The sequence below is a fragment of the Candidatus Enterovibrio escicola genome (assembly GCF_002464935.1).
GTDB classification, from domain to species: Bacteria; Pseudomonadota; Gammaproteobacteria; order Enterobacterales; family Vibrionaceae; genus Enterovibrio; species Enterovibrio escicola.
In genome coordinates this window covers 45,588-69,370 of record NZ_NBYY01000022.1, presented here as the reverse complement: position 1 = coordinate 69,370, position 23,783 = coordinate 45,588, and the positions used below count along the sequence as shown (strand labels likewise).

The following is a 23,783-nucleotide window of genomic DNA, read 5'->3' as shown; positions in this document are numbered from 1 at the left end:
CTCATTTAAGACTAGTAGAAACTGATCAATTTGCGTGGTTGAATTATTTGTTATCTTCGATAATTTTCCTTTTGTGATAAGAATTTGTATTCATAATGTAACCTCAAAACTGTATAAGAGAGGTTTTTACTTTGAAAAAGATTAGCTTCCCTTTGTCTGTTTTCTTATCCCCTAAAATAACAAACAAGGGAAGGTGGAGGTTAAGCTTTTCCTGTAGATTTTCAATGCGCAGAAGATACAGATATAGATATGTTTTTTATCGGCATAACTGAACAAGAAATGCCCATAAAAGTTAAATAACTGGCATAGCAGCCAGCTGTTATTACGAAATATTTCCCTGAACTCATCAGGCATGCTGAAGGTGATATGTTACCATGCACCATCCGAGAGTCTCTCATATTGTGCGCATATATAACACTAGGAAGAGGGCGGTGAAGGGTTATCATGGATGTATGGCGTATAAGGATACGCCACAAAGAATTATAATGAGAAGAATAAATTAACCTCAGATCTGCATAAGCGCTTGCTTATCAAGTCGAGCTCTTTTGATGCTCTGTTTCTTTAGTTGAAATGAATACGCTATAAACCCTTCCAGTAAGTTAACCATAAATCTAATACAACTACGGTGCCGAGAATGCTCGATTTGGGATATGTTTTTTAGTTAGTCAAAAATGGTTTCAATAATAAATTGTTTCTAGAGCATCAGGAGATTCCAAAGTTTCATCACTTTGGGTTTCAAATTATTTTTCATACCCGTTATAAGGTGTCACTCGCTTGTCTGAGAGTTTCCGCTCCAATGGACCGGAGATATAACCTTTATCTCCGTAAAACTACCCCATCGTTCCTTTTTCTTGCTTCGTGGTACCTTTAAAAACTTGATATTTGAGAATGCGTAGGTTGTGACAAACCTGTATTTTTGACGAAGCAACGAAGGCAATCCATGATGGTTAGTGAGGTGAAAGCAAAGTGGAACCAGAACACCTTGCGCATTGGCGTGTAGCTGATTAATTCAGAAAATTCGTTGGTGAGGCAGAGGAAACAAAGTGGATGTAATAGGTTTTAAGGTCTTGATACCCTGATTGATGGAAAGTTATCATTATCACTTCGCTCACGGAGAGGTGCGAAAGTTTATGTCTTTGTTTGATACCGAGAAAATTAGGTGTTTTGCCATGCCGGGAGGTAAATCTGGCAGAAGCCGTCGACATCGATGAAAATAGCGTCTAAGCTATGCATGCCCAAGTCCTTATGAAGACGATAGTTTTTTCAAACGATCAGATCGAGACTTGGGCATTTAGTTCATTTCTTATGCGCAGCTCAGGTTAACTTAAGATCTATGTTCTATTCTTAATAGAACGTGAATGACTAATCATTCGCCTTTTGTTATTCATTGCCTTTAAGGAAAATCTAGAACGGTCTTACTTAGAAATATGTGCAATCAAATCCAAAGTTTTATTTGAGTAACCTATTTCATTATCGTACCAAGATATAACTTTAACAAATTTATCTGTTAGAGCAACACCGGCTTTTGCATCGAATACTGAAGTTAGAACTTCACCGATGAAGTCTTGAGAAACAACTTCGTCTTCAGTATAACCAAGAACGCCGGCCATTTCACCTTCTGAAGCAGCTTTCATTGCTGCACAGATTGCTGTGTAGGTTGCAGCCTTTTTAAGGTTAACAGTCAGGTCAACAACGGAAACGTTTGCAGTTGGTATGCGGAACGCCATACCAGTTAGTTTTCCGTTTAGTTCTGGAAGAACCATGCCAACAGCCTTAGCAGCACCCGTTGATGAAGGGATGATATTTTGAGAAGCACCCCGACCACCACGCCAGTCCTTTACAGAAAGACCGTCAACAGTTTTTTGGGTAGCGGTAGTTGCGTGAACAGTGGTCATCAGGCCAGATTCGATACCGAAGTTGTCGTTTAGTACTTTAGCGATTGGCGCTAAGCAATTGGTAGTACAAGAAGCGTTAGAAACGATATCTTGACCATTATAAGTGTTGTGATTGACACCCATAACGAACATTGGAGTTGCGTCTTTAGATGGACCAGTAAGAACAACTTTTTTTGCACCGGCAGTTATGTGTTGACGTGCGGCTGCATCAGTTAGGAATAAGCCAGTTGCCTCAGCAACAACATCAATGCCAATTTCCTCCCACTTTAGGTCAGTAGGGTTCCGTTCAGCAGTTACGCGTACGATCTTACCGTTTACCACTAGGTTCCCGTCTATAACCTCAATTTTACCATTGAAACGTCCGTGAGTTGAATCGTAAGTCAGCATGTATGCCATGTAATCAACGTCGATCAGGTCATTGATTGCTACGACTTCAATGTCGCTACGTTTAATAGATGCACGGAAAACGAAACGGCCAATACGGCCAAAACCGTTAATACCTACTTTGATAGTCATTATGTTGCTCCACAACTTAATATCTAGAGAAAGGACATTGGTGGTGAAATTACAGAATCAGTTCCAACCATGCAAGTAAAAAACTTGTCTAAATTGCTTGATGTCAAAAATTAGTATGGATTATTTGTAAAGTACGCTTGTTAGCAAACAAAAAGTATGGAGAATTTTTGGGCGATGGCGATACTTATGCAAATAGAAAATGCCAGCTTGGAGGGTAATTCGTAACGCATTCACAGACAATGTAATCAATGCGTATTAATCTTAAGCTTATAAAATTATCTTCGTATGAGATGAAGCTTTCACTACAAAAACGGTCATGTATTCAATAAGTAGATTTCGCTCTCCGTTAGGAGATATGCACAGGAGTTATATCATAATTTGAGCTGCACATAAGAAATGAACTAAATGCCCAAGTCTCGATCTGATCGTTTGAAAAAACTATCGTCTTCATAAGGACTTGGGCATGCATAACTTAGACGCTATTTTCGTCGATGTCGACGGCTTCTGCCAGATTTACCTCCCGGCATGGCAAAACACCTAATTTTCTCGGTATCAAACAAAGACATAAACTTTCGCACCTCTCCGTAAGCGAAGTGATAACGATAATGATAACTTTCCATCAATCAGGGTATCAAGACCTTAAAACCTATTACATCCACTTTGTTTCCTCTGCCTCACCAACGAATTTTCTGAATTAATCAGCTACACGCCAATGCGCAAGGTGTTCTGGTTCCACTTTGCTTTTACCTCAATAACCATCATGGATTGCCTTCGTTGCTTCGTCAAAAATACAGGTTTGTCATAACCTACGCATTCTCAAATATCAAGTTTTTAAAGGTACCACGAAGCAAGAAAAAGGAATGGTGGGGTAGTTTTACGGAGATAAAGGTTATATCTCCGGTCCATTGGAGCGGAAACTCGCAGACAATCGAGTGACACCTTATAACGGGTATGAAAAATAATTTGAAACCCAAAATGATGAAACTTTGGAATCTCCTGATGCTCTAGAAACAATTTATTATTGGAACCGTTTTTGACTAACTAAAAAACATATCCCAAATCGAGCATAAAGATGATTTGGCTTGATAAGAAAGCGCTTATACAGATCTTAGGTTGATTAGATCAGGTCTATAACGCACTAATCCCAATCTTTTTTCCACTCCGCCAGTTTGTTATCTTTCAACGCCTTTATAGCTTCATTTATAGGATACCCTTCCTCCTAGTACCCCGCATTGCTTCGAGGTGGGATACTAGGCGTTATTCCTTTGTTCTTCAGTACATGGTAACAGACTCTTGTGTTATAGGCTTCATCAGCATTCACTTGCTGTATCTTTCGTCGTAATGGATTAATCAATGTAGATAAAACCTCATTATCCCCTACAGACACTAGGCTAACTTCTGCAGCAAGAACCTCATGAGTAGACATATCAACGGCAATATGAAGTTTGCGCCAGATACGCTAATTCTCCTTACCGTGTTTACGCGTTTTCCATTTATCTTCGCCGTATACCTTTAGGCCTATGGTATCAATAACGACGTGGATGACTGCTCCTCGCCTCGGTAAACGGTACTTAACCTCTACGGTCTTCGACCGCATGACTAATGCAAGTGTAAGTGTATTATAGGGGATTTCAGCGGAACATTCAGCAACGTAAAACCAGAATTTAGAAAGCCTTTTAATCCACGAGGTGGGATCTTGAAAGTACCTTTCACCATCACTGCCGTTTCAATCGCAGCATCTGAAAATATAAACTCACGTTCATTATGACCGTAATGTCTTAGAAAATCCCATGCCTTAATAGCAAGGACGTCTATCCAAAAAGTCACTGAGCCACGGTTTACGAATGCTTACTTAATATTGTTTCCAGTTGCTGATCTTGTGCTTGGTTTTTCTATTTTACATCATCACCTCCCGCTTAACTTTATGATCATTTGATCATAGGAATTACGATTAGTTCAGATATTTGGAAAAAAATCCCTTTAAATAGGGATAACACCTAGTGTGGCGTCATAAAACTTGCCCTACGAGAAGGTAATTAGTACATCAATTTAGTCGTTAAAACTCCGTAAAATAAACTGATTATTCCTATGATGAATTGCACCGAACTGAACGTATTGAAGACCTATTCAATCATAATCTCCAAGTTATTTTGGTATATATAAAATTGTATAGGTAGGAACTTTAACCAATGTATAATCGGAGTGTGAAACATAATAGTAAGGAATATCAGGTTGATAGGGGTATGTATAAGCAAAAGGTAACAGGACAAATTCCATTTTATCAGTCTTGTTAATAAAATTAATGTGGCTATAATGCTAAATATAGCAAAATAACTTGAAGATGCAGGTCTCAGCGAGCTTTACTGAGGGTAATGATAAAAGCATCCATTATGTAGGGGTAGTGAGTTATATCGAAGAGGTATAACACTGAGAATAACGTCGGCAAACTCGTCCTAGGGGAGGACAGCGGTACGCTCCTTTAATCGTTAACATCCCGTGAAACAAACTAATTAATCCATACTGAGGATTTACGTCGAATTGGATAAACTGATAACTTTTGCAACCTAGCATCTTCAAGTTATTTTGATATAATCGGAGTATATACCAAATTACACTCCAGTTTTCTGTTGGCAACATGACGCACTTTGTGTGTTATTCGCCAATAGCAAAAGATACCATGATCAACATCCAAAATAGCATGTCTGATTTGATAAGGAAATACAAATGCGTATCGAGCAAGACTTGAAACTGGGTTATAAAGATGTATTGTTTCGCCCGAAACGTTCTAATCTAAAAAGCCGATCCCAAGTCGACTTAACCCGTACTTTTATATTCAAACACAGCAAGCGTCAATGGTCTGGTGTACCAGTGATAGCTGCAAATATGGATTCTGTCGGCTCTTTTAATATGGCTAAAGCACTGGCTGAGCATGATTGTATGACGGCAATCCACAAACATAACACTGTGGATGATTGGATCACATTTGTTGCTAAATCAGAGGCAAAAACCCTAAATAACGTGATGGTATCAACTGGCACATCTGAAGCTGATTTTAAGAAAACACAGAGGGTGATGGCATTGTCGGATGAACTGATTTTCATTTGTGTGGATATTGCTAATGGTTATTCAGAACATCTAGTTAAATATGTTGGTAAAGTACGTGAAGCGTTTTCAGATAAAGTGATCATCGCAGGTAACGTTGTTACGGGTGACATGGTTGAAGAACTTATCCTTGCTGGTGCAGATATCGTGAAAGTTGGCATTGGCCCAGGTTCTGTATGTACTACACGTGTTAAAACAGGTGTAGGCTATCCACAATTGTCAGCAATCATTGAGTGTGCTGATGCAGCTCACGGTCTAAGTGGTCGAATTATCGGTGATGGTGGTTGTTCATGTGCGGGCGACGTTGCTAAGGCATTCGGTGGCGGTGCAGATTTCGTGATGCTGGGTGGTATGTTAGCAGGTCACGAGGAAAGTGGTGGTGAACTAGTTGAGAAAGATGGCAAAACATTCATGAAATTTTATGGTATGTCCTCAAAATCTGCAATGGAGAAACACTCGGGTGGCATTGCCAAATATCGAGCAGCTGAAGGAAAAACCGTACTACTTCCATTCCGGGGCTCTGTACACAATACAATGTCTGGTATTCTTGGTGGTGTGCGTTCGACTTGCACTTATGTTGGTGCAGCAAAGCTAAAAGAACTAACAAAACGAACCACATTCATTCGAGTACAAGAGCAAGAAAATAACCTTTATAGTAAGTAATAACCATTTATTATAATAAAAGATTAGAAGTGCGGAAGAAATCTTTAAATCAGTATATATGGCGAGAGCTGTGCTTATCAGAGAATTTATCTGTTAGGTGACGGTAGACAAATTTCGTGTAACACGTCTTAACATCACGAAAATAAAATTGATAAAATGATCTGATCATCGTCGATATATGTGAAGCCAGCGTCTGAATTATTCATGCTAACGTCCTTTTGCGACTGATAATTTGTTTGAAACGATCAGATTACGAGTTTGGCATTTAGTTCATTTCTTATGCACAGAATGTTAAATTGAAAAGTGGTATCGAAATTAGTAGTTAATTATAACCTTAGCGACAATTGATTTACTGATGCCATACAAAGAGTATGGCCGTGTGATTATAGCGGATAATGGTCGAAAATGCGCTCAGTATAAAAATACAGAAAAAGATTTGGATGTTGAACTTCACTTTTCCCCCTGCTCTTCATGGGAACTAGGGGCAAATAAAATACTGATGGACTGCTGAGATGGTATATCAAAAAAGGACAAACTTAAGAATAGTCACAGATGAAGAAATTACCTTCACTCAAGAAAGGATCAATCACTGGCCTAAGAAATATTTAGGGTTTAAGTAGCCTGCAGTTCTTTTTAAAAAAATAGCATTAGTATGCTTGATTAGAAAGTATCGTACTTCAGATCTGAATTCAGGTACGACATGTGCAAAAGGCTATAAACTACAGTCTTATAAGATTAAGCCCCTCTCTAAACAGCACTTCTACTCAATTCATCATTGATGGTAGTCTCTCAACGAGAAGCTGTTGAGAAAAGATTAAAGAAGTTTATTGAGGTCACCCTAGCCACTTCATTCCCTGATACACCTTTAAGCAACCCTACGTAATCAGCCACCACACGAACATAGGAGGGTTGGTTTTGTTTCCCTCTGTATGGGATCGGAGCAAGATACGGTGAATCCGTTTCGACCAACAATCTCTCAAGTGGAAGGCGCCGAACAACCTCCTTTAACTCTGAGGCTTTATTAAATGTTACGATCCCAGAGATCGAGATATAAAAACCCAACTCGATCGCAGCTTTTGCCATTTCGTAATTTTCAGTGAAGCAATGTAATACACCACCTACTTTTTCTGCATTTTCTTCACTAAGAATACACAACGTATCTTTACGTGCCATTCGGGTGTGGATGATCAACGGCTTATTCACTTCAACCGCAAGACGAACATGTTGACGAAATATCTCTTGTTGCTTTTTAGCATGTATTTGTTGGTAATGGTAATCCAGACCAGTTTCGCCAATTGCCACCACACGCTCATCCGATGAAAATTCTCTTAGTTTCTTGAAATCAAAACCTTCTTCTATATTCAGAGGATGTACACCACACGAAGCAAACACATTTTTATATGGACGAATCAAATTTATCATGGCTGGAAAACTGTGCAGGGTCAGTCCTACTGATAACAAGTAATCCACACCACATTTTTTGCTGTTCATAATCACTTCTGCAAGACCTAAATGCAGATTATCGTAATCCAATTTATCGAGATGGCAATGCGAATCGACTAACACGTTGTTAACTCCGATACATCTTTAAAGATGTGTATGGTATGCTATCACTGGAAGTCACTCAACCAGTTGCTGATCATCAGTTCATTATTAAGCCCCAAATTTCTAGTTAAATGCGCTTTCATCTTGTTCAGTGCCATTAACTGACGAATAACAAGGGATGAAGAGATAGTGTAACTAACTTTCTCAACTAACGATAATGATTCACAGTGAACCAAGCCTTCGTTGGTTGCTTGCTGTAATTTCATCACATCGAGAAGTAGAAAACTTAACCACTGCAAACCATTTCCACTTGTTTTGATAAGTTTTTCAGTCAAGATAAACATACCTTGCTTATTTTCAAGATAACCTGCAAACGCATCCATCAATGCCTCATGGATAGTCACATTGCCGTTTTCTATAAAGGCTTTTGCTGCTAACGGCGCACCACGATTAATGCGAATAACTTGTATTGGTACTGACTGAAATAATTCGCTTTCTACCCAGCGTTTAACGAAGTCTTCTTTGGGTTGCTTAGGTCTCGATTTATTACAACGGCTAACCACAGTTGGCAACATAGTGTTCATAGATGCCACAACCAAAATAAAGTAACAACTTGAAGGGGGTTCTTCTAACGTTTTCAAAATAGTATTTGCAGCAGCTTCTCCCAGATGATCAGCGTCTTGGATTAAAATAACACGCCGTCCGCCTAGCTGGGAGGTTTTCCATGCATAGTGGTTGACAGCTCTCAACGCATCAACACAAATCTGTTTTCCTTCAGCCTCTGGCTTGACCAAATGGAAGTCAGGATGAGTATCAGCAACAAAAAGTTCGCAACTATGGCAGACGCCACAAGGTTCTTGGGATCCGTTTTTACACAAGATTGTCTTTGCAAGCATGGCTGCAAGCGCTAATCTTCCGCTACCTTTTGGTGATGCTAACAATACGGCATGGTGCAGACTTTTCTGCCCAAGCAATGTTTTCCAATGCTGCCACGTTTCAGCATGCCATGGAAATACATTAGCTTGCATTTTCCAACCAGATATACAAGGAAGTTTGAATGTCATTTGCAACATCTTCAATTGTTTGTGACGCATCAATAACAACTACGTTATCATCCAATTCAGCCAGCTCTAAATAGCGCTTACGTGTGCGAAGAAAAAAGTCTGGTGTGATTTTCTCAATACGGTCTAGCTCGCCACGCGCCCGCGCCCGCGATAAACCCAATTCAGGATCAATATCCATATAAATGATAAAATCAGGGCGAAAATCTCCCAACACAGTATCACGTAAGCCCATCATTAGCGTTTGATCGAAACCGCGACCACCACCTTGGTATGCTTGAGAAGACATATCATGACGATCACCTACCACCGTTATTCCACGTTTGATTGCAGGTTTAATCACATTATCAACCAATTGAATACGCGCTGCGTAGAACAGTAGTAACTCTGCCATATTTGTCAACAATTCATCAGGATGACCTTTTTTCAACAAAGACCGTATTTGTTCAGACAGTGGAGTACCACCCGGTTCCCGAGTAGTTTCGATATCGGTAACACCATATTCCTTCAGCGTATCAATCACCTTCTTAATCGCCGTTGTTTTTCCTGCGCCCTCTAGGCCTTCAACTACAATAAATTTCCCGTTCATTTATTTTTCAATGTCTTCAGATACTGTCGGACTGCACGGTTATGTGCAGTGAGTGTTGTTGAGAAATTATGTCTACCTAGACCATCAGCTACAAAATAAAAATAAGGCGTATTATCAGGATTAGCTGCGGCAATAATAGATGCTTTACTTGGCATTGAAATTGGTGTAGGCGGTAAACCAAAAATCACGTAGGTATTGTATGGTGTTGGTGCCCACAAATCTTTCTTTCTAAGATTTCCATCGTACTTGTCTCCCATCCCATAAATCACAGTAGGATCCGATTGAAGTCGCATACGCTTATTTAAGCGATTTACAAATACGGATGCCACTTTACCACGTTCAGTCTCCACTGATGTCTCTTTTTCTATGATAGATGCTAACGTCAATAGTTCATATGTTGATTTGATTGGTAACCCTGTTGCACGATCTTTCCACGCTGATTCTAACTCTGCATTCAACTGTTTTAATGCACGGATAAGAATTGAAGTATCGCTATCTCCCATCACAAAATAATATGTTTCCGGAAGGAATAAGCCTTCTCCTTTTTCCGACGGCAATCCTAGTTTCATAGCAATTTCAGATTCACTTAAAGAGGTCATTTCATGGCGAATCGAATCAGTTTTAGCCAAAAGCTCTAGCCATTCCTTAAATGTACTCCCTTCAACAAACGTGATTGCAAACTGGTGTTCTTTTCCAGCACGAAACACCGAAAAGATGTCGACAACTCGCATATTGGGCTCAAGTTGATAGGTGCCCGCTTTTATGTACGTAAGTTCCGGATATATTTTCGTCGCCCATCGCCCCCACTGTGACGAATCTACCATTCCTTCCGACACAAGATAACCCGTTACTGAATGATAATTTGCCCCTTCAGGAACAGTAAACAATACGTTGCTATCATTCCTTATTGGTGCATTCACATACTCTTCAACTTTACCAGAGACCCAACGCATACTTCCAACCACTGCGAATACCAAATAAAATGCGACGATGGCAGTTTTTTTAATCACGCACATAATCTCAGTATGATTCTTTTACAGGCATCAAACGAACTGTAATGTATATTTTCAATACATCGTACAGGTATTATACCCATGATCGCATTTGTGATAAATACTTCATCCGCATCCCTAAGCACTTCGGAGCCGATAGACACTTCTTGTAGATCAAACCCAAGTTCACCCACCACAGCTATCACTTGCTCTCTCATGGTACCGCACACACCAGCTAGCAGTAAATTTGGTGTAAAAAGCGTATTATCCTTGCGCCAAAATAAGTTAGAGTTTGACGTTTCAACCAAATGGTCGTGCATATCGCAAACGACGCCATCATCCGCACCACGTGCTTGCACTTCTCGTTTTAGCATGACTTGTTCGAGGCGATTTAAACATTTAAAACCCGCCAACGGCGAAATACCTAAACGCTGCTCAAGTAATACTACTTGTATACCCTCTTTACACCATTTCTCATAAATAAGGGGGTAGGTATGTGTAGAAACCAAAACATTAGGAGAATGGCAGCCAATAGGGTTATAACCTCGACCACCTGTGCCACGTGTGATAATGACTTTAACGATAGATTTTTTTGCGTATTGCTGGCTTTTTGCAGCCTGACGAACCCAATGGCACACATCATTCCAATCGATCGGCATGATACCTAAGTATTTCACACTAGTCTGCAATCTTTTGTCATGCAGCATCCATGCTGACACTACACCATGTTTTACTAACATAGAGGTAAAGCACCCATCCCCATACTGCAATCCACGGTCTGTGATAGGAATACATTCAGAAGGCTGTCCATTTAGTAAAATCATTCCATCACTCCTGAAGTACAGATAAGTAAACGGTTAAATATATTACTATCAAATCATCATTATTTACCAATAAAGTCTAGATTTTTTAAAAATCAATGAGCCATTAGTACCACCGAAGCCGAAAGAATTACACAGCGCGTATTCCATCTTTACTTGGCGAGCTTCATGAGGAACGTAGTCCAGATCACAACCCTCATCAACATTGTCTAAATTGATGGTAGGAGGAACAACCTGATCAACCAGTGACAACACTGTGATGATGGCTTCAAAAGAACCCGCTGCACCAAGAAGATGGCCAGTCATCGACTTAGTCGAAGAGACCATAACCTTATCAGCCGCAGACCCAAAAGCCAAACGGATACCTGCAGTTTCGGCCAAATCACCCACTGGTGTCGAAGTGCCATGTGCATTAATGTAACCGATATCTTCAGGAAAAATACCAGCATCACGAATGGCCGCTTTCATTGCCAATGCGCAACCTGATCCATCTGCACTTGGAGATGTTATGTGATACGCATCTCCACTCATACCAAAACCAACTAACTCACAGTAGATCTTTGCGCCACGGGCTTTCGCATGTTCGTACTCTTCAACAATCATAACACCCGCACCATCACCTAAAACAAAACCATCACGATCCTTATCCCAAGGACGAGAAGCTGCTTGTGGATCCTCATTACGTGTAGACAATGCTTTCGTTGCGGCGAACCCTCCAATACCCAGTTCAGTGGACGCTTTCTCTGCACCACCTGCAACCATTACATCCACATCACCATATGAGATCATACGTGCTGAGTGACCAATATTGTGCAATCCCGTTGTACATGCCGTCGAAATCGCAATATTTGGACCACGCAAGCCATAATTAATTGAAACGTGACCGGCAATCATATTTACGATAGTCGACGGTACAAAAAATGGGCTGATTTTACGTGGGCCTTTTTCTAGATATGCACGATAGTTTTTTTCGATTAAACCCAATCCACCAATACCAGAACCTATCGCAACACCTACACGATCAGCGTTTTGTTCAGTGATTACTAAGCCAGAATCTTTAAGTGCTTGAACACTGGTTGCGATACCGTACTGGATAAATAAATCCATTCTGCGTACATCTCTCTTAGATATGTAACCTTCATGATTAAAATTATTTACCAAACCAGCAAATTTCGTTGTGAAACCTGTGGTATTAAAATGCTCAATAGTTTGAATACCACTTTTCCCTAAGAGAAGGGCTTTCCAAGATGATTCAACAGTGTTACCTACAGGTGATAACACCCCCATGCCAGTGACCACAACACGACGCTTAGACACGATGCTATTCTCCGGAAAAAGATGATATTACAAAATATCGGAGTGCTAGAAAAAATTTAGGCGGCCAATATGACCGCCTGTAAAGACTTGTTTTTGATTATTCAGACGTACCTACAACATAATCGATTGCTGCTTGAACAGTAGTGATTTTCTCTGCGTCTTCGTCTGGAATTTCGGTATCGAATTCTTCTTCCAGAGCCATTACCAGCTCAACGGTATCCAGCGAATCTGCACCCAAATCGTCAACGAAAGATGCTTCATTCTTAACTTCTGTTTCGTTTACACCCAGTTGCTCGATGATGATTTTTTTAACACGTTCTTCAATGTTGCTCATATTAATACCATTCCTTACAAAATTCGCAGTTGCGATATGTGCAGTAGTTTATTCAATAACGTGGAAGTTGCAACACCCTTAATGCTGGTCAAACCATAAATTTCATCATAAACGGCTGGAGTTTGATCTGTATCATTCAGCCTTGTAGCATTAGTGTTCAAATCATGTACATGCCTCCATTGACATGCAGTGTCTCTCCAGTAATATAAGCAGCATCATCTGACGCCAAGAACGCCACTGTAGCTGCAATATCTCTCGGTACACCTAGACGTCCAACAGGGATTTTTGCCAGTGTTTCAGCCAACTGAAATGCGTTCAGAGACTTTGTCATATCGGTTTCGATGAAACCTGGCGAAACGGTATTTACGGTAATACCGCGCGAGGCAACTTCTCGAGCCATAGATTTTGTGAAGCCAACTACGCCAGCTTTAGACGCTGCATAATTGACTTGACCTGCATTGCCCATTGCAGCGACGACAGACCCTACATTAATGATACGCCCACAACGTTTCTTCATCATTGCACGCACTACCGCTTTTGACATGTGGAATACCGAGGTCAAGTTAGTATCCATGATATCTTGCCATTCGTCTTCTTTCATTCGGATCACTAAATTATCACGGGTGATACCCGCATTGTTCACTAGGACATCAATATCACCAAAATCCTCCTTGATGTCTATCAATACAGTTTTAATAGCCTCAGTAGACGTTACGTCTAAGGCATAACCCTTGCCACTCTCACCTAAAAACCCAGTAATCACAGAGGCTCCGCTTTCTGACGTTGCTGTACCTACAACCGTCGCACCACGTTCGACCAAAATTTTTGCAATCTCACAACCGATACCACGGTTTGCACCCGTAACAAGAGCAATTTTACCTTTCATGGTCATTTTTATACATTCCTTAAATGCGGTAGCCAACAACCACTGGCTATAATAATCAGAAATTACTTTTCAGCGACTAAAGAAGCAGGATCGTTAACGGCAGTGGCACAGAGTTTACGGTCGATCCGTTTCGTAAACCCCGTCAGTACCCTGCTAGGACCCATTTCAAGTAAATTTTTAACGCCTTTATTTACCATTTTCTCAACACATTCAGTCCAGCGCACAGGATTAAACATTTGACGTACAAGTGCTGATTTAATCGCCTTTGGATCTGTCTCTACAGATACATCAACATTATTGAATACTGGAATTGATGGTGGAGAAAATTTAATATGTCCAAGGGCTTTCGCTAATTTCTCTGCAGCAGGCTTCATCAATGCACAGTGCGACGGAACCGAGATAGGCAATGGTAATGCACATTTAGCTCCTGCTGCTGCACACAACTCATTCGCACGTTCAACGGCTTCCTTATTCCCCGCAATTACCACTTGATTTGGTGAGTTAAAGCTAACAGGAGACACCACTTGATCCAGCGATGCTGCTTCACATGCCTTTGCGATCGCATCCTTGCCTAGGCCAATAATTACAGACATCGCACCAATACCAGCAGGAACTGCTTCTTGCATCCACAACCCTCTCAGTTCAACCAACTTAACTGCTTGTTTAAAGTCAATCACACCTGCACAAACCAGTGCTGAGTATTCACCCAAACTATGACCGGCCATCACAGATGGTTGTCCACCCCCTTCTTGTTTCCACACCCGCCAAATTGCCACGGACGCTGTCAGTAATGCTGGTTGGGTTCGATGGGTTTGATTTAGATCCGCATCAGGTCCATTTTGAACCAATGCCCAAAGATCGTAACCAAGTACATAAGATGCTTCTGCAAATGTTTGATTGACGACATCAAATTGATTTGATAATGCTGCTAGCATACCCACAGTTTGTGAGCCTTGTCCTGGAAAAACTATAGCAAAGTTAGACATAGTGTGTTCCTTATTAAAACTTAATTAGAGCAGAACCCCAAGCGAAACCACCTCCAAATGCTTCGAGCAATATCATGTGGCCACGTTGAATACGCCCATCACGAACGGCTTCATCAAGAGCAGTCGGAACAGAAGCAGCTGATGTATTACCGTGTTTATGCAAGGTAAGAACTACCTGATCCATAGACAGGGATAGTTTTTTCGCGGTAGCCTTAATGATACGATAGTTGGCTTGGTGAGGCACCAACCAGTCGATTTCAGACTTATTCATTCGGTTAACATCTAACGTTTCAGAAACAATATTTGCAAGTTGCGTTACCGCCACTTTAAACACATCATTACCCGACATTGCTAGCCAAGCGTCTTCTTCTACTTGACTGCGTGTTAGGTGTTTCAGGTTAAGAAATTCACCAAACTTTCCGTCAGCCCGTAAATGGGTAGAGATAATTCCAGGTTCTTCACTGGCACCAACAACCACCGCACCAGCAGCATCACCGAACAAGATAACTGTTGAGCGGTCTGTAGGATCACACATATGTGAAAGACGATCAGAACCAATAACTAACGAATTACGCGACATACCAGATTTTACATACTGGTCTGCAACGCTAAGCGCATAGACAAAACCAGAACAGGCGGCTGCTATATCAAATGCAGGACAACCACTAATCCCCAACATAGCTTGTACATCACAGGCAGCGGAAGGGAAAGCACTTTCACCACTAGTAGTGGCTACAACAATGAGGTCAATTTCTTGTTTATCAAGCTTGGCCATATTTAAGGCATGACAAGCTGCATGATAAGCCATGGTGGCCACTGTTTCATCAGCGGCAGCGATTCGACGTTCTTTAATACCAGTGCGAGCAACAATCCACTCATCGCTGGTATCTACCATTTTTTCGAGATCCCTGTTACTCCGAATTTTTTCAGGCAAAAAACTGCCTGTACCTAAAATATTGCTGTACATGAAGACTAATAATGCCTCTCGAGTAGTACTTCTTCCAAGCGCTCACATATCTTTTTAGGTAGCTGACGATCAACTTCGTGAACCGCTTCCCCTATAGCGTGTTGGAAAGCGGTAATATCAGCACGCCCGTGGCTTTTCACTACAATTCCACGTAATCCTAGCAGACTTGCGCCATTGTATTGGTCTGGACTCAGGTGATTTAGTGCGTTAAAGAGCCTACTAAGTAACCATTTAGCCACCAGTCTTTTGAAAGGACTTTCTAGAACATGCATTTTTAGGTTTTCCAGAAACAGTCTAGCAACCCCTTCACTAGTCTTAAGGCTCACATTGCCAACAAACCCATCACAGACAATTACATCAGCTTTTCCTGTATAGATCTGATCGCCCTCAACATAGCCGATATAATTGACCGCAGAACATTGCTGTAGCATTTTAGAACAGCATTTTACTAAATCGTTTCCTTTAATTCCTTCTTCACCTATATTTAACAAGCCAACAGTTGGACGATATCCAAGCTGCTCTTCTGCTAATACCGAGCCCATGACGGCAAACTGGAACAGGGTATCCGCATCAACAGACACATTTGCACCAAGATCTAGCAACCAACTTTGGTGATGACCAAGTGAGGGGAGTGCAGAAACAAGGGCAGGTCGGTCTATACCAGGAAGAAGTTTTAACAAAGAACGAGACAATGCTACCAGCGCACCGGTATTTCCGGCACTGACAAAAGCATCTGCTTTGCCATCAGCAACTAATTCCAAAGCAATACGCATTGATGAACCTTTACTGGTACGAAGTGCTTGTGAAGGTCTCATATCATTAGCAATGGAGTATTCTGCATGGACAATAGAAATGCGTGAAGCCTGTTCTTCACCCAGCAAGACAAGCCGACGTGAAATTTCAAACTGGTCGCCGATGAGTATGACGTTTAACAACGGGAAACGTAACAATGCCTGCACGGAGGCAGGCACTGTTACCTGAGATCCAAAATCTCCACCCATAGCATCAAGTGCGATGGTTTGACCAATCAAGGCTTAACCTTACTTGTTGATTACCTTGCGGCCACGGTAGTAACTATCAGAAGTTACATTGTGACGCAGGTGAGTTTCACCAGAGGTTACATCGACTGACAGAGCGGAAGCCCCTAGTGCATCGTGTGAGCGACGCATGCCACGCATAGAACGTGATTTTTTACTCTTTTGTACTGCCATTAACCCTACTCCTCACTACGTTTTCTAAGTTTTCCAAAATGGCAAATGGATTTAAAACGATCATCGAGTAGGATTTTACCAAATGATATACCATCGGCCTTACAATCGTACATTTTCATGCATAGAAATCGGTGTCAAAGTTATAATCAACTTATCTTAGATAAGTTGACCTAGGTTAACTCCACCCTTTTTCATCGAAAAATACTCATTCATAAGTTTTCAGAAAATGAGTAAGTTGCTATTTTATTGAATAATCGGACTGTAAACAAGTTTTACATCATAACAACCTATATAGACATAGACTGTCCAGCAAGGTTTACACTCAATACTAACGATGACCTTTGTACGAAAACTAAAAGTTTGAGTCCTTGTTCATCGAATTCTAACGTGAGTCTGACAAACGCATGACTGATAACCCCCTTGGTTTCCTCTGTAAGACGCTATAAGATATTTAACTATGATAATGACCCTATTGGCCAAACTACTATCTGTCAGTTCTAAACAGGTTAACTGCTGTGGTAGCCTTACCTGCTGTATCGGATGCACATTTTATGCTTCCAAAACAGTCTTAGTCAAATAAATTTATCCTTTACAGCTTTAACCTAAAATAAATACGCCTATTCAAAAACGAGGATATAATTTTCCGAACACGAACAATAGGTACTTAGCAAAAGTTAAACTGCCTATAGATAAAAGGCTCAATAACACAGGATGTTTATTACACTTATTAAAGTTTAATGTGTACCACAAATAAGCGAGTTTGAGTGTAAACGTCCTGTTTTATCAGGATAACAAGTGTTGTTAAAAGCATGGTATCTACCATGTATGGACACCAACACTACCACGTTGTAAGTAAGGTTGACACCTATCCAACTTATTAGTTACAAAACTAATGTTTAAAACATTACAATAACCCACGTATATGTATAATTCAATACAGGGTCATCCTTAGACTTAAATTTAAGTCTGAAAGGCAAGGTTTCCCAATCAAGCTGCTAATGCTCTTTCTTTAAAAAGAACAGCAGGATGCTAAAACCCTAAACATTTCCTAGGCCGATAATTGAATACATGACCTACAGTTTTGGGTGCACATTAAGTACTGATGTTATCACCCTGTGCTTGTATGCGGTTGCAGACTTGACCATCAAGTGTTGTATCCTGCTGGGTTTCGAATGTTTATTTTTGCTTCTTGGTTAGAGGCACTTACGTAGTGCGTAGCCTAATCTTCATTTTTGATTAAAAATCAAGCATCTTCAATAATCACGGGGTTAAATACTCAATTAACCTGAGCTACGCATAAGAAATGAACTAAATTTCCAAGTCGCGATCTCATCGTTTGAATCAAAGCATCCGCCATAAAAAGACTTGAACATGAATAATTTAAACACAATGTCCACCGAGATCGACGATTTTATTAGATTTCCCTTCCTCCTTAGGGGGAATGCCGGATTTCAGGTGTCAGAAGAATATGGTAGAAATATCAGGGTAAAATCAGGACTTAATAAATCCATCTTAGATCATGGTTGGTATGAGTTCAAAAGGAAGATTGAGTATAAGCAAATTTGAAAGGGTGGCTTAGTTATTGCCGTTCCTGCTCATTACATAAGTCAAACTTGTCTGTGTTGCGGTCATGTCTCACGGGAAAATCGGAAGACACAAGCGATCTTTGAATGCGTAGGGTATAATTACGCCAACAACGCTGATGTTGTTGGCTCTATAAATGTTTTAGAGCGAGGACATCGCTTATTAGCCTGTGAAGTGAGAGGTACAACAATGCCGACAGCAACATGAAACCGCCACTAAATCCATTTAGTATCACCCAGTAATGAGAATCCCCTTAAGTAGTCGCGAAGCACGAACGTGGGGGGAGGATGTTAACATTGGAAGGATTTAAAAGCCTGCTTCGGGGATACAACTGTATTTAGAGTTTTTTCTCTCGTCATTACTACTTTCCGAGCTTCGTTCTCAGCAATTGCAACCGGATGGAAATTGGTAACAAAGCTGGTTTTCTGATATTTCCTATTTCGACGATTTTTTTACTATATTTGCTGAAATAAGGGACACTTTTTATAGTTTATTTCAAACGATCACATCGTGACTTAGGCAATTAGTTCATTTCTTATGCGCAGCTCAGGTTAGCTTAGTAATTGAAAGTATTAATACGGAGGTATTTAATGCAGGAATCGAATAAGATTTACTTCCGAAAGTTCCAGAGCAAGCTGTGATTGTTATGGATAATGCGAGTTTTCATAAACGTAGCGATACACTGGAAGAATACTGAAGCTCGTGTTTGTACTTTAGAATGGCTTCCTCCTTACAGATCCAGATCTTAACCCAATAGAACATAAATGGGCAGAGGTGAAGTCTAGTAAGAAGGAAAGAGCGCTGTTCCATTGATCAGTTATTTTATCAGCACGTGGATTATGCCCATTTATTTTGATCTAGCTACAACAGGATCTTAGTCCTTCAATTACACCTTCCAATAATTTATTCATTGGTGCAGATATATCCATTTTTTCCTCAGTTACCGGATGCGTGAACTTAATATTTGCAGCATGCAGGAACAATCGACTCAATCCAAACTGCTTAGTGTATGCGTCAAAGCGTTGGTCACCATACCTACCATCCCAAGCAATTGGGTGACCCGAGTACTGCGCATGCACACGGATTTGATGTGTACGTCCCGTGATCGGAGTGGCTTGCACCAAGGTGGCTTCTTCAAACTGTTCTAGTACTTTAAAGCGTGTTTCACATTTCTTCCCGCTTTGGTTAACACGAACAATACTATTCATTTCATTTTTTAACAATGGAGCAGTCACTTTACACATTGTAGGTTTCCAGTTTCCCATTACTAAAGCAAAGTAGTGCTTCTTTACAGTTTTTTCGCGGAACTGTACTTGAAGATGGCGCAGTACAGAACGTTTCTTGGCAATTAAAAGAATACCTGATGTATCTCTATCAATACGATGCACCAATTCCAGAAAACGTACATATGGACGAAGCGCACGCATCGCCTCAATCACGCCAAAACACAAACCACTCCCACCGTGTACGGCAGTTCCAGATGGTTTATTGAGAATCAGTATGTGATCGTCCTCATACACCACACATTTTTCTAGTCTAGTCACAAACTCTAAATTGGTGTTAGGTACCGTAACCTCCATGGTCTCTTGGATCTTAATCGGTGGAAGACGTATAACATCCTCATTTTTTAGCTTATATTCCGGTTTTATCCGTTTTTTATTTACGCGCACCCTCCCTTTACGGAGAATACGATAAATCATACTGCTAGGGACTTTTTTAAACCTATTTCGGAGAAAATTATCGATCCGTTGGCCCGCAATGTCATCAGAAATCTTGATAAACTGCACTTTGGGTTCTTCTCTATTCATAAGAGACATATACTACATCGTAACAAACAAATTTGCTGCAAAAAAATGTCCCTGCTATAGTTGCGCCGTAATGCAGATAAGTTTGCAGATTTTTTGCACACCACGGTAAGAATACCGGCAAAGTATAGTAAATTTACCGCTTTATCCAAAACAGATTGTCCATTCATGGCAATATCTCTAAATAGTGCTGATTCACTGATAGTTCAACGAGTTTTAATCGTGCTGCAATTGGCATAAGACATGATGGATAAAGTACCCGTTAGTTTGTTGGCACATGGAATAAATAACCAATAGTTGAGGAAACGATCGTCATTATGTGAAGTAGAGCCGACTGAGTCGACCGAAATGTTTTTGTATCTTGGGGTAAAAGTATCCCCTAATTTCCCAGCTATGCGGTTATATTAATGTCAGCTTTTGAACCCAGAAACTTTGCGTTTTTAACCTCGAAGCCAACAACTAATAACAACGAAAGATAATTGAGAAAAGTTTGATATGAAAAGAATGTTGATCAACGCAACTCAAAAAGAAGAGTTGCGCGTCGCATTAGTTGACGGTCAGCGCTTGTACGATCTAGATATTGAAAGCCTCGGCCATGAATCGAAAAAATCTAACATTTATAAAGGACGTATAACACGTATTGAACCAAGTCTTGAAGCAGCGTTCGTAGATTATGGCTCAGACCGACATGGTTTCCTTCCCCTAAAAGAAATTGCAAGAGAATATTTTTCAGACAATTACAGTTACAGAGGTCGTCCACACATTAAAGATGTCCTAAAAGAAGGACATGAAGTCATTGTTCAAGTCGATAAAGAGGAGCGTGGCAACAAGGGCGCCGCACTGACAACCTTCATCTCTCTTGCAGGTAGCTATCTCGTACTTATGCCTAACAACCCACGTGCTGGCGGTATTTCTCGTCGCATTGAGGGTGAAGAGCGCAACCAGTTGAAAGAGGCTATGTCCGGTCTCCAGTTACCACTGGGTATGGGTCTTATTGTCCGCACTGCTGGTGTGGGGAAATCTGCCGAAGAACTCGAGTGGGATTTGAACTATCTGCTTAATAATTGGAAACGTATTATCGATGCTGCAGGCGCACCAGCGCCTTTTCTCATTTACCAAGAAAGCGATGTAATTGCACGTGCATTTCGTGACTATCTGCGCCGTGACATCGGAGAAGTACTCATTGATAACGAAACAATATACCATCAAGCACGTGAGCGCATTATAGCAACTCGCCCTGACTTCATTCAACGCTTGAAGCACTACGAAGGCGAAGTCCCCTTATTTAGCCACTACCAAATCGAAACTCAAATTGAATCCGCATTCCAACGTGAGGTTCGTTTACCTTCTGGTGGTTCGATTGTTATCGACCCAACTGAAGCACTGACCTCTATTGATATCAACTCAGCCCGTGCAACTAAGGGTTCTGATATTGAAGACACTGCGCTGCAAACAAACTTAGAAGCTGCTGATGAAATCGCACGCCAACTACGTCTGCGTGATCTAGGTGGTTTGGTTGTTATCGATTTCATCGATATGACCCCTGTCCGTAATCAACGTGAGGTAGAAAATTGCCTACGTGAATCGGCACGAATGGATCGTGCTCGCGTTCAAATCGGTCGCATCTCTTGTTTTGGCCTTTTGGAAATGTCTCGTCAACGCTTAAGCCCCTCTCTGTCAGAAGCGAGCCACCATATCTGTCCTCGTTGTACTGGTACAGGTGTAATTCGTGATAATGAATCACTATCACTGTCTATTCTTCGTTTGATCGAAGAAGAATCTCTGAAAGAAAATTCAGCACAAATCATGGCTGTGGTACCTGTCCCTGTCGCTTCCTACTTATTGAACGAAAAACGGCGTTCTGTACAATACGTTGAGAAGTACCACAATGTACGTGTCATCATTGTGCCTAATGCTTACATGGAAACACCTCACTTTGAAGTGATACGTATCCGTAGTGGTGATGAGAACACAACGGTATCTTACCGTTTGCCTGAACAACTAGAAGCAATACGCGAAGCTGAGGGAAAATACGATGCTCCAATAGCATATTTAGTAAAAAAGCTTGAAAAGCCTGCGCTACAAGGTTTCACGGTACCAGCCAAACCAGTTCCTATTGCTAAATCAGCGACGAAAGAAAACAAAGTTAGTTTATTCTCACAATTAGTATCTTTCATATCATATCTATTTACTGCTGATTCAAAAAAAGAAAAGCAAAAAAGTCAAAAACAAGATAATCGCAAACGTCGTGATAACAGATGTTTACAAGATCGTACTCCTCATGGTTCACGTAATCGCCAGCTGGATGAAGACAGCAGAATACAAGAACGTTCCAAGAAGAAGCAACAGCGTCATACAGAGAAACCTGAGTCTTCGGAACATCAGAAATATTCTAGTAAAGACCGGAATATTAATCCAACTGCGCAAACTGATTTGCGCCAAGAAAAGATGAATGAAATTACTCCAATTACAGCTGCAGTGAAAACAGAGCATACGGAAAAAGTGAATCAACGCCGTCAACAACGTAAACTCGATAAAAGAATACGTGTTGTCGATATCTTACAAGAGCAGGCAGTTGTTGCAGTAACTTCACTGCAGGAAATAGATCCAGTCTTAGCAATAGAAACCAAACAAGCGGATATAAATATCAGGGTTACAACTACAACAACGCAAACTGAACAACATGGCGATAAACGCCGTAACCGCCGTTCTCCTCGTCACTTACGCATAAGTAGCCAGCGGCATCATTCTAACAATCAAGAAGAAAACGAAGCTAAATATACAAAACATACTCTTGATCAACTCAACATGATGGAAACATCAATCTATATTTTTGATAAACATAACGACGTTGATCTGAAAACAAACCTCACATCGCCAGAAATAGCAGTGGATAAAGTACGACAATTTAAGACAGATACTAAAGTTCCTGTCAGTGCCAAAAATGTGATTGATGATGTAGTGGTAACGAGCGTACAAGTAAAAGATATGGTTAAAACAACACCTTCTCTTGGCGGTGTTGCTTTTCCAGAAATAGCTATGGGTAGAGTATTCCCTCGTTATTCTGTGTCAACGACTTTGGAGGTAAAAACTAAATTAGAAATTCAGGAAATGCTAAGTGGAGAACTTCCAGTTAGGTTAAAGGAACCAGATGTGATTGAATCCAGTGAAAACCCTATAGTAAAAGTTATTACATCAGAAGGTTCACCTATTATCCGTTGCAATCACTCAACAGCACCAATGGCGAGAGCACCCGCACCGAGAAGAAATTCTATACCTATTATCCTCACAATTGCACAATTCCGTACTGAGCTTAAACAAACTAAGAAAGCTGGCTGTGAGGCGGCAACAAACCGTTCGACTTCTCCAATAACTAAGCCAAACTTATAAAGTTTTACTAATTTGGAAAAAGAACCTATCTGAACAGGTGTATTGGTACGGTACCCTATAATTTGTTCAGTTATTAGATGTGATGATGAAAGTTAATTTTTTAACAAAACAACATCACA

The 23,783-nt window shown here is 40.7% G+C and carries 20 protein-coding genes and 2 pseudogenes; 6 read left to right on the top strand and 16 right to left on the bottom strand.

The window, feature by feature from the left end; genetic code table 11:
• Positions 1-505: 505 nt before the first annotated feature.
• Positions 506-1,233 (bottom strand): annotated as a pseudogene (locus tag BTN49_RS22315) (transposase).
• 182 nt (positions 1,234-1,415) lie between these two features.
• Positions 1,416-2,411 (bottom strand): type I glyceraldehyde-3-phosphate dehydrogenase, encoded by a 996-nt coding sequence (gene gap / locus BTN49_RS07905; RefSeq protein ID WP_097356724.1) that lies wholly within the window; start codon positions 2,409-2,411, stop codon positions 1,416-1,418.
• A gap of 491 nt (positions 2,412-2,902) precedes the next feature.
• Between gap and BTN49_RS13195 the strand changes: the two genes are divergently transcribed.
• Both BTN49_RS13195 and BTN49_RS20900 read left to right on the top strand, forming a co-directional pair.
• The gene (locus BTN49_RS13195; protein WP_146679290.1) at positions 2,903-3,109 is read left to right on the top strand and encodes a hypothetical protein; all 207 of its coding nucleotides are present in this window, start codon (positions 2,903-2,905) and stop codon (positions 3,107-3,109) included.
• 66 nt (positions 3,110-3,175) lie between these two features.
• Complete coding sequence (locus tag BTN49_RS20900; RefSeq protein ID WP_097356768.1) at positions 3,176-3,283, top strand: transposase; 108 nt, start codon at positions 3,176-3,178, stop codon at positions 3,281-3,283.
• Positions 3,284-3,558: 275 nt separating this feature from the next.
• Here BTN49_RS20900 and BTN49_RS18000 read toward each other — a convergent pair.
• Positions 3,559-4,287 (bottom strand): annotated as a pseudogene (locus tag BTN49_RS18000) (IS5 family transposase); the annotation flags it as partial.
• Between the two features lie 848 nt (positions 4,288-5,135).
• Here BTN49_RS18000 and BTN49_RS07885 point away from each other — a divergent pair.
• Together BTN49_RS07885 and BTN49_RS14085 are read left to right on the top strand one after the other, a co-directional pair.
• Complete coding sequence (locus BTN49_RS07885) at positions 5,136-6,176, top strand: GMP reductase (protein ID WP_097356721.1); 1,041 nt, start codon at positions 5,136-5,138, stop codon at positions 6,174-6,176.
• 355 nt (positions 6,177-6,531) lie between these two features.
• The gene (locus BTN49_RS14085) at positions 6,532-6,687 is read left to right on the top strand and encodes a hypothetical protein (protein WP_158523693.1); all 156 of its coding nucleotides are present in this window, start codon (positions 6,532-6,534) and stop codon (positions 6,685-6,687) included.
• 278 nt (positions 6,688-6,965) lie between these two features.
• Here BTN49_RS14085 and BTN49_RS07880 read toward each other — a convergent pair whose 3' ends face one another.
• The 12 genes from BTN49_RS07880 to rpmF form a co-directional block, all read right to left on the bottom strand.
• Entirely contained in the window at positions 6,966-7,742 is a 777-nt protein-coding gene (locus BTN49_RS07880) for a TatD family hydrolase (RefSeq protein ID WP_097356720.1), read from the bottom strand.
• A 44-nt stretch (positions 7,743-7,786) separates the two neighbouring features.
• The gene (locus tag BTN49_RS07875) at positions 7,787-8,785 is read right to left on the bottom strand and encodes a DNA polymerase III subunit delta' C-terminal domain-containing protein (protein ID WP_223824018.1); all 999 of its coding nucleotides are present in this window, start codon (positions 8,783-8,785) and stop codon (positions 7,787-7,789) included.
• Positions 8,739-9,371 (bottom strand): dTMP kinase, encoded by a 633-nt coding sequence (gene tmk, locus BTN49_RS07870; protein ID WP_097356718.1) that lies wholly within the window; start codon positions 9,369-9,371, stop codon positions 8,739-8,741. Before tmk ends, BTN49_RS07875 begins: the two co-directional genes overlap by 47 nt.
• On the bottom strand, positions 9,368-10,381 hold the full coding sequence (mltG, locus tag BTN49_RS07865) for an endolytic transglycosylase MltG (RefSeq protein ID WP_097356767.1): 1,014 nt from the start codon (positions 10,379-10,381) through the stop codon (positions 9,368-9,370). The genes tmk and mltG overlap by 4 nt, the downstream gene beginning before the upstream one ends.
• Positions 10,378-11,187 (bottom strand): aminodeoxychorismate lyase, encoded by an 810-nt coding sequence (pabC, locus tag BTN49_RS07860; RefSeq protein ID WP_097356717.1) that lies wholly within the window; start codon positions 11,185-11,187, stop codon positions 10,378-10,380. The genes mltG and pabC overlap by 4 nt, the downstream gene beginning before the upstream one ends.
• Positions 11,188-11,250: 63 nt before the next feature.
• Positions 11,251-12,501: a beta-ketoacyl-ACP synthase II gene (gene fabF / locus BTN49_RS07855; protein WP_097356716.1), complete on the bottom strand. Its 1,251-nt coding sequence runs from the start codon at positions 12,499-12,501 to the stop codon at positions 11,251-11,253.
• A 97-nt stretch (positions 12,502-12,598) separates the two neighbouring features.
• On the bottom strand, positions 12,599-12,835 hold the full coding sequence (acpP, locus tag BTN49_RS07850) for an acyl carrier protein (protein ID WP_097356715.1): 237 nt from the start codon (positions 12,833-12,835) through the stop codon (positions 12,599-12,601).
• A 157-nt stretch (positions 12,836-12,992) separates the two neighbouring features.
• Positions 12,993-13,727, bottom strand: coding sequence for a 3-oxoacyl-ACP reductase FabG (gene fabG / locus BTN49_RS07845; RefSeq protein WP_097356714.1), 735 nt, complete (start codon positions 13,725-13,727; stop codon positions 12,993-12,995).
• A 56-nt stretch (positions 13,728-13,783) separates the two neighbouring features.
• On the bottom strand, positions 13,784-14,707 hold the full coding sequence (fabD, locus tag BTN49_RS07840; RefSeq protein WP_097356713.1) for an ACP S-malonyltransferase: 924 nt from the start codon (positions 14,705-14,707) through the stop codon (positions 13,784-13,786).
• A 13-nt stretch (positions 14,708-14,720) separates the two neighbouring features.
• Positions 14,721-15,674 carry a beta-ketoacyl-ACP synthase III gene (locus BTN49_RS07835; RefSeq protein WP_097356712.1) on the bottom strand — a complete coding sequence of 318 codons (954 nt, stop codon included), beginning with the start codon at positions 15,672-15,674 and terminating at the stop codon, positions 14,721-14,723.
• 5 nt (positions 15,675-15,679) lie between these two features.
• Positions 15,680-16,705, bottom strand: a complete 1,026-nt coding sequence (gene plsX / locus BTN49_RS07830) for a phosphate acyltransferase PlsX (protein WP_097356711.1) — start codon at positions 16,703-16,705, stop codon at positions 15,680-15,682.
• Between the two features lie 9 nt (positions 16,706-16,714).
• The gene (rpmF, locus tag BTN49_RS07825) at positions 16,715-16,885 is read right to left on the bottom strand and encodes a 50S ribosomal protein L32 (protein ID WP_097356710.1); all 171 of its coding nucleotides are present in this window, start codon (positions 16,883-16,885) and stop codon (positions 16,715-16,717) included.
• A 1,581-nt stretch (positions 16,886-18,466) separates the two neighbouring features.
• Between rpmF and BTN49_RS20895 the strand changes: the two genes are divergently transcribed.
• The gene (locus BTN49_RS20895; protein ID WP_097356766.1) at positions 18,467-18,676 is read left to right on the top strand and encodes a zinc ribbon domain-containing protein; all 210 of its coding nucleotides are present in this window, start codon (positions 18,467-18,469) and stop codon (positions 18,674-18,676) included.
• 650 nt (positions 18,677-19,326) lie between these two features.
• Here the strand turns inward: BTN49_RS20895 and rluC are convergent.
• Complete coding sequence (rluC, locus tag BTN49_RS07810) at positions 19,327-20,277, bottom strand: 23S rRNA pseudouridine(955/2504/2580) synthase RluC (RefSeq protein ID WP_097356765.1); 951 nt, start codon at positions 20,275-20,277, stop codon at positions 19,327-19,329.
• A gap of 501 nt (positions 20,278-20,778) precedes the next feature.
• On the opposite strand from rluC, the gene rne reads away from it, so the two are divergent.
• Positions 20,779-23,664: a ribonuclease E gene (rne, locus tag BTN49_RS07805; RefSeq protein WP_097356708.1), complete on the top strand. Its 2,886-nt coding sequence runs from the start codon at positions 20,779-20,781 to the stop codon at positions 23,662-23,664.
• Positions 23,665-23,783 lie beyond the last annotated feature (119 nt).

What these genes read in the sequence shown, in the direction of transcription:
- gap (WP_097356724.1), bottom strand. Translation starts at nt 2,411, where the DNA reads ATGACTATCAAAGTAGGTATTAACGGTTTTGGCCGTATTGGCCGTTTC.
- BTN49_RS13195 (WP_146679290.1), top strand. Translation starts at nt 2,903, where the DNA reads ATGTCGACGGCTTCTGCCAGATTTACCTCCCGGCATGGCAAAACACCT.
- BTN49_RS07885 (WP_097356721.1), top strand. Translation starts at nt 5,136, where the DNA reads ATGCGTATCGAGCAAGACTTGAAACTGGGTTATAAAGATGTATTGTTT.
- BTN49_RS14085 (WP_158523693.1), top strand. Translation starts at nt 6,532, where the DNA reads ATGCCATACAAAGAGTATGGCCGTGTGATTATAGCGGATAATGGTCGA.
- BTN49_RS07875 (WP_223824018.1), bottom strand. Translation starts at nt 8,785, where the DNA reads ATGACATTCAAACTTCCTTGTATATCTGGTTGGAAAATGCAAGCTAAT.
- tmk (WP_097356718.1), bottom strand. Translation starts at nt 9,371, where the DNA reads ATGAACGGGAAATTTATTGTAGTTGAAGGCCTAGAGGGCGCAGGAAAA.
- pabC (WP_097356717.1), bottom strand. Translation starts at nt 11,187, where the DNA reads ATGATTTTACTAAATGGACAGCCTTCTGAATGTATTCCTATCACAGAC.
- acpP (WP_097356715.1), bottom strand. Translation starts at nt 12,835, where the DNA reads ATGAGCAACATTGAAGAACGTGTTAAAAAAATCATCATCGAGCAACTG.
- fabG (WP_097356714.1), bottom strand. Translation starts at nt 13,727, where the DNA reads ATGACCATGAAAGGTAAAATTGCTCTTGTTACGGGTGCAAACCGTGGT.
- fabD (WP_097356713.1), bottom strand. Translation starts at nt 14,707, where the DNA reads ATGTCTAACTTTGCTATAGTTTTTCCAGGACAAGGCTCACAAACTGTG.
- BTN49_RS07835 (WP_097356712.1), bottom strand. Translation starts at nt 15,674, where the DNA reads ATGTACAGCAATATTTTAGGTACAGGCAGTTTTTTGCCTGAAAAAATT.
- rpmF (WP_097356710.1), bottom strand. Translation starts at nt 16,885, where the DNA reads ATGGCAGTACAAAAGAGTAAAAAATCACGTTCTATGCGTGGCATGCGT.
- rluC (WP_097356765.1), bottom strand. Translation starts at nt 20,277, where the DNA reads ATGAATAGAGAAGAACCCAAAGTGCAGTTTATCAAGATTTCTGATGAC.
- rne (WP_097356708.1), top strand. Translation starts at nt 20,779, where the DNA reads ATGTTGATCAACGCAACTCAAAAAGAAGAGTTGCGCGTCGCATTAGTT.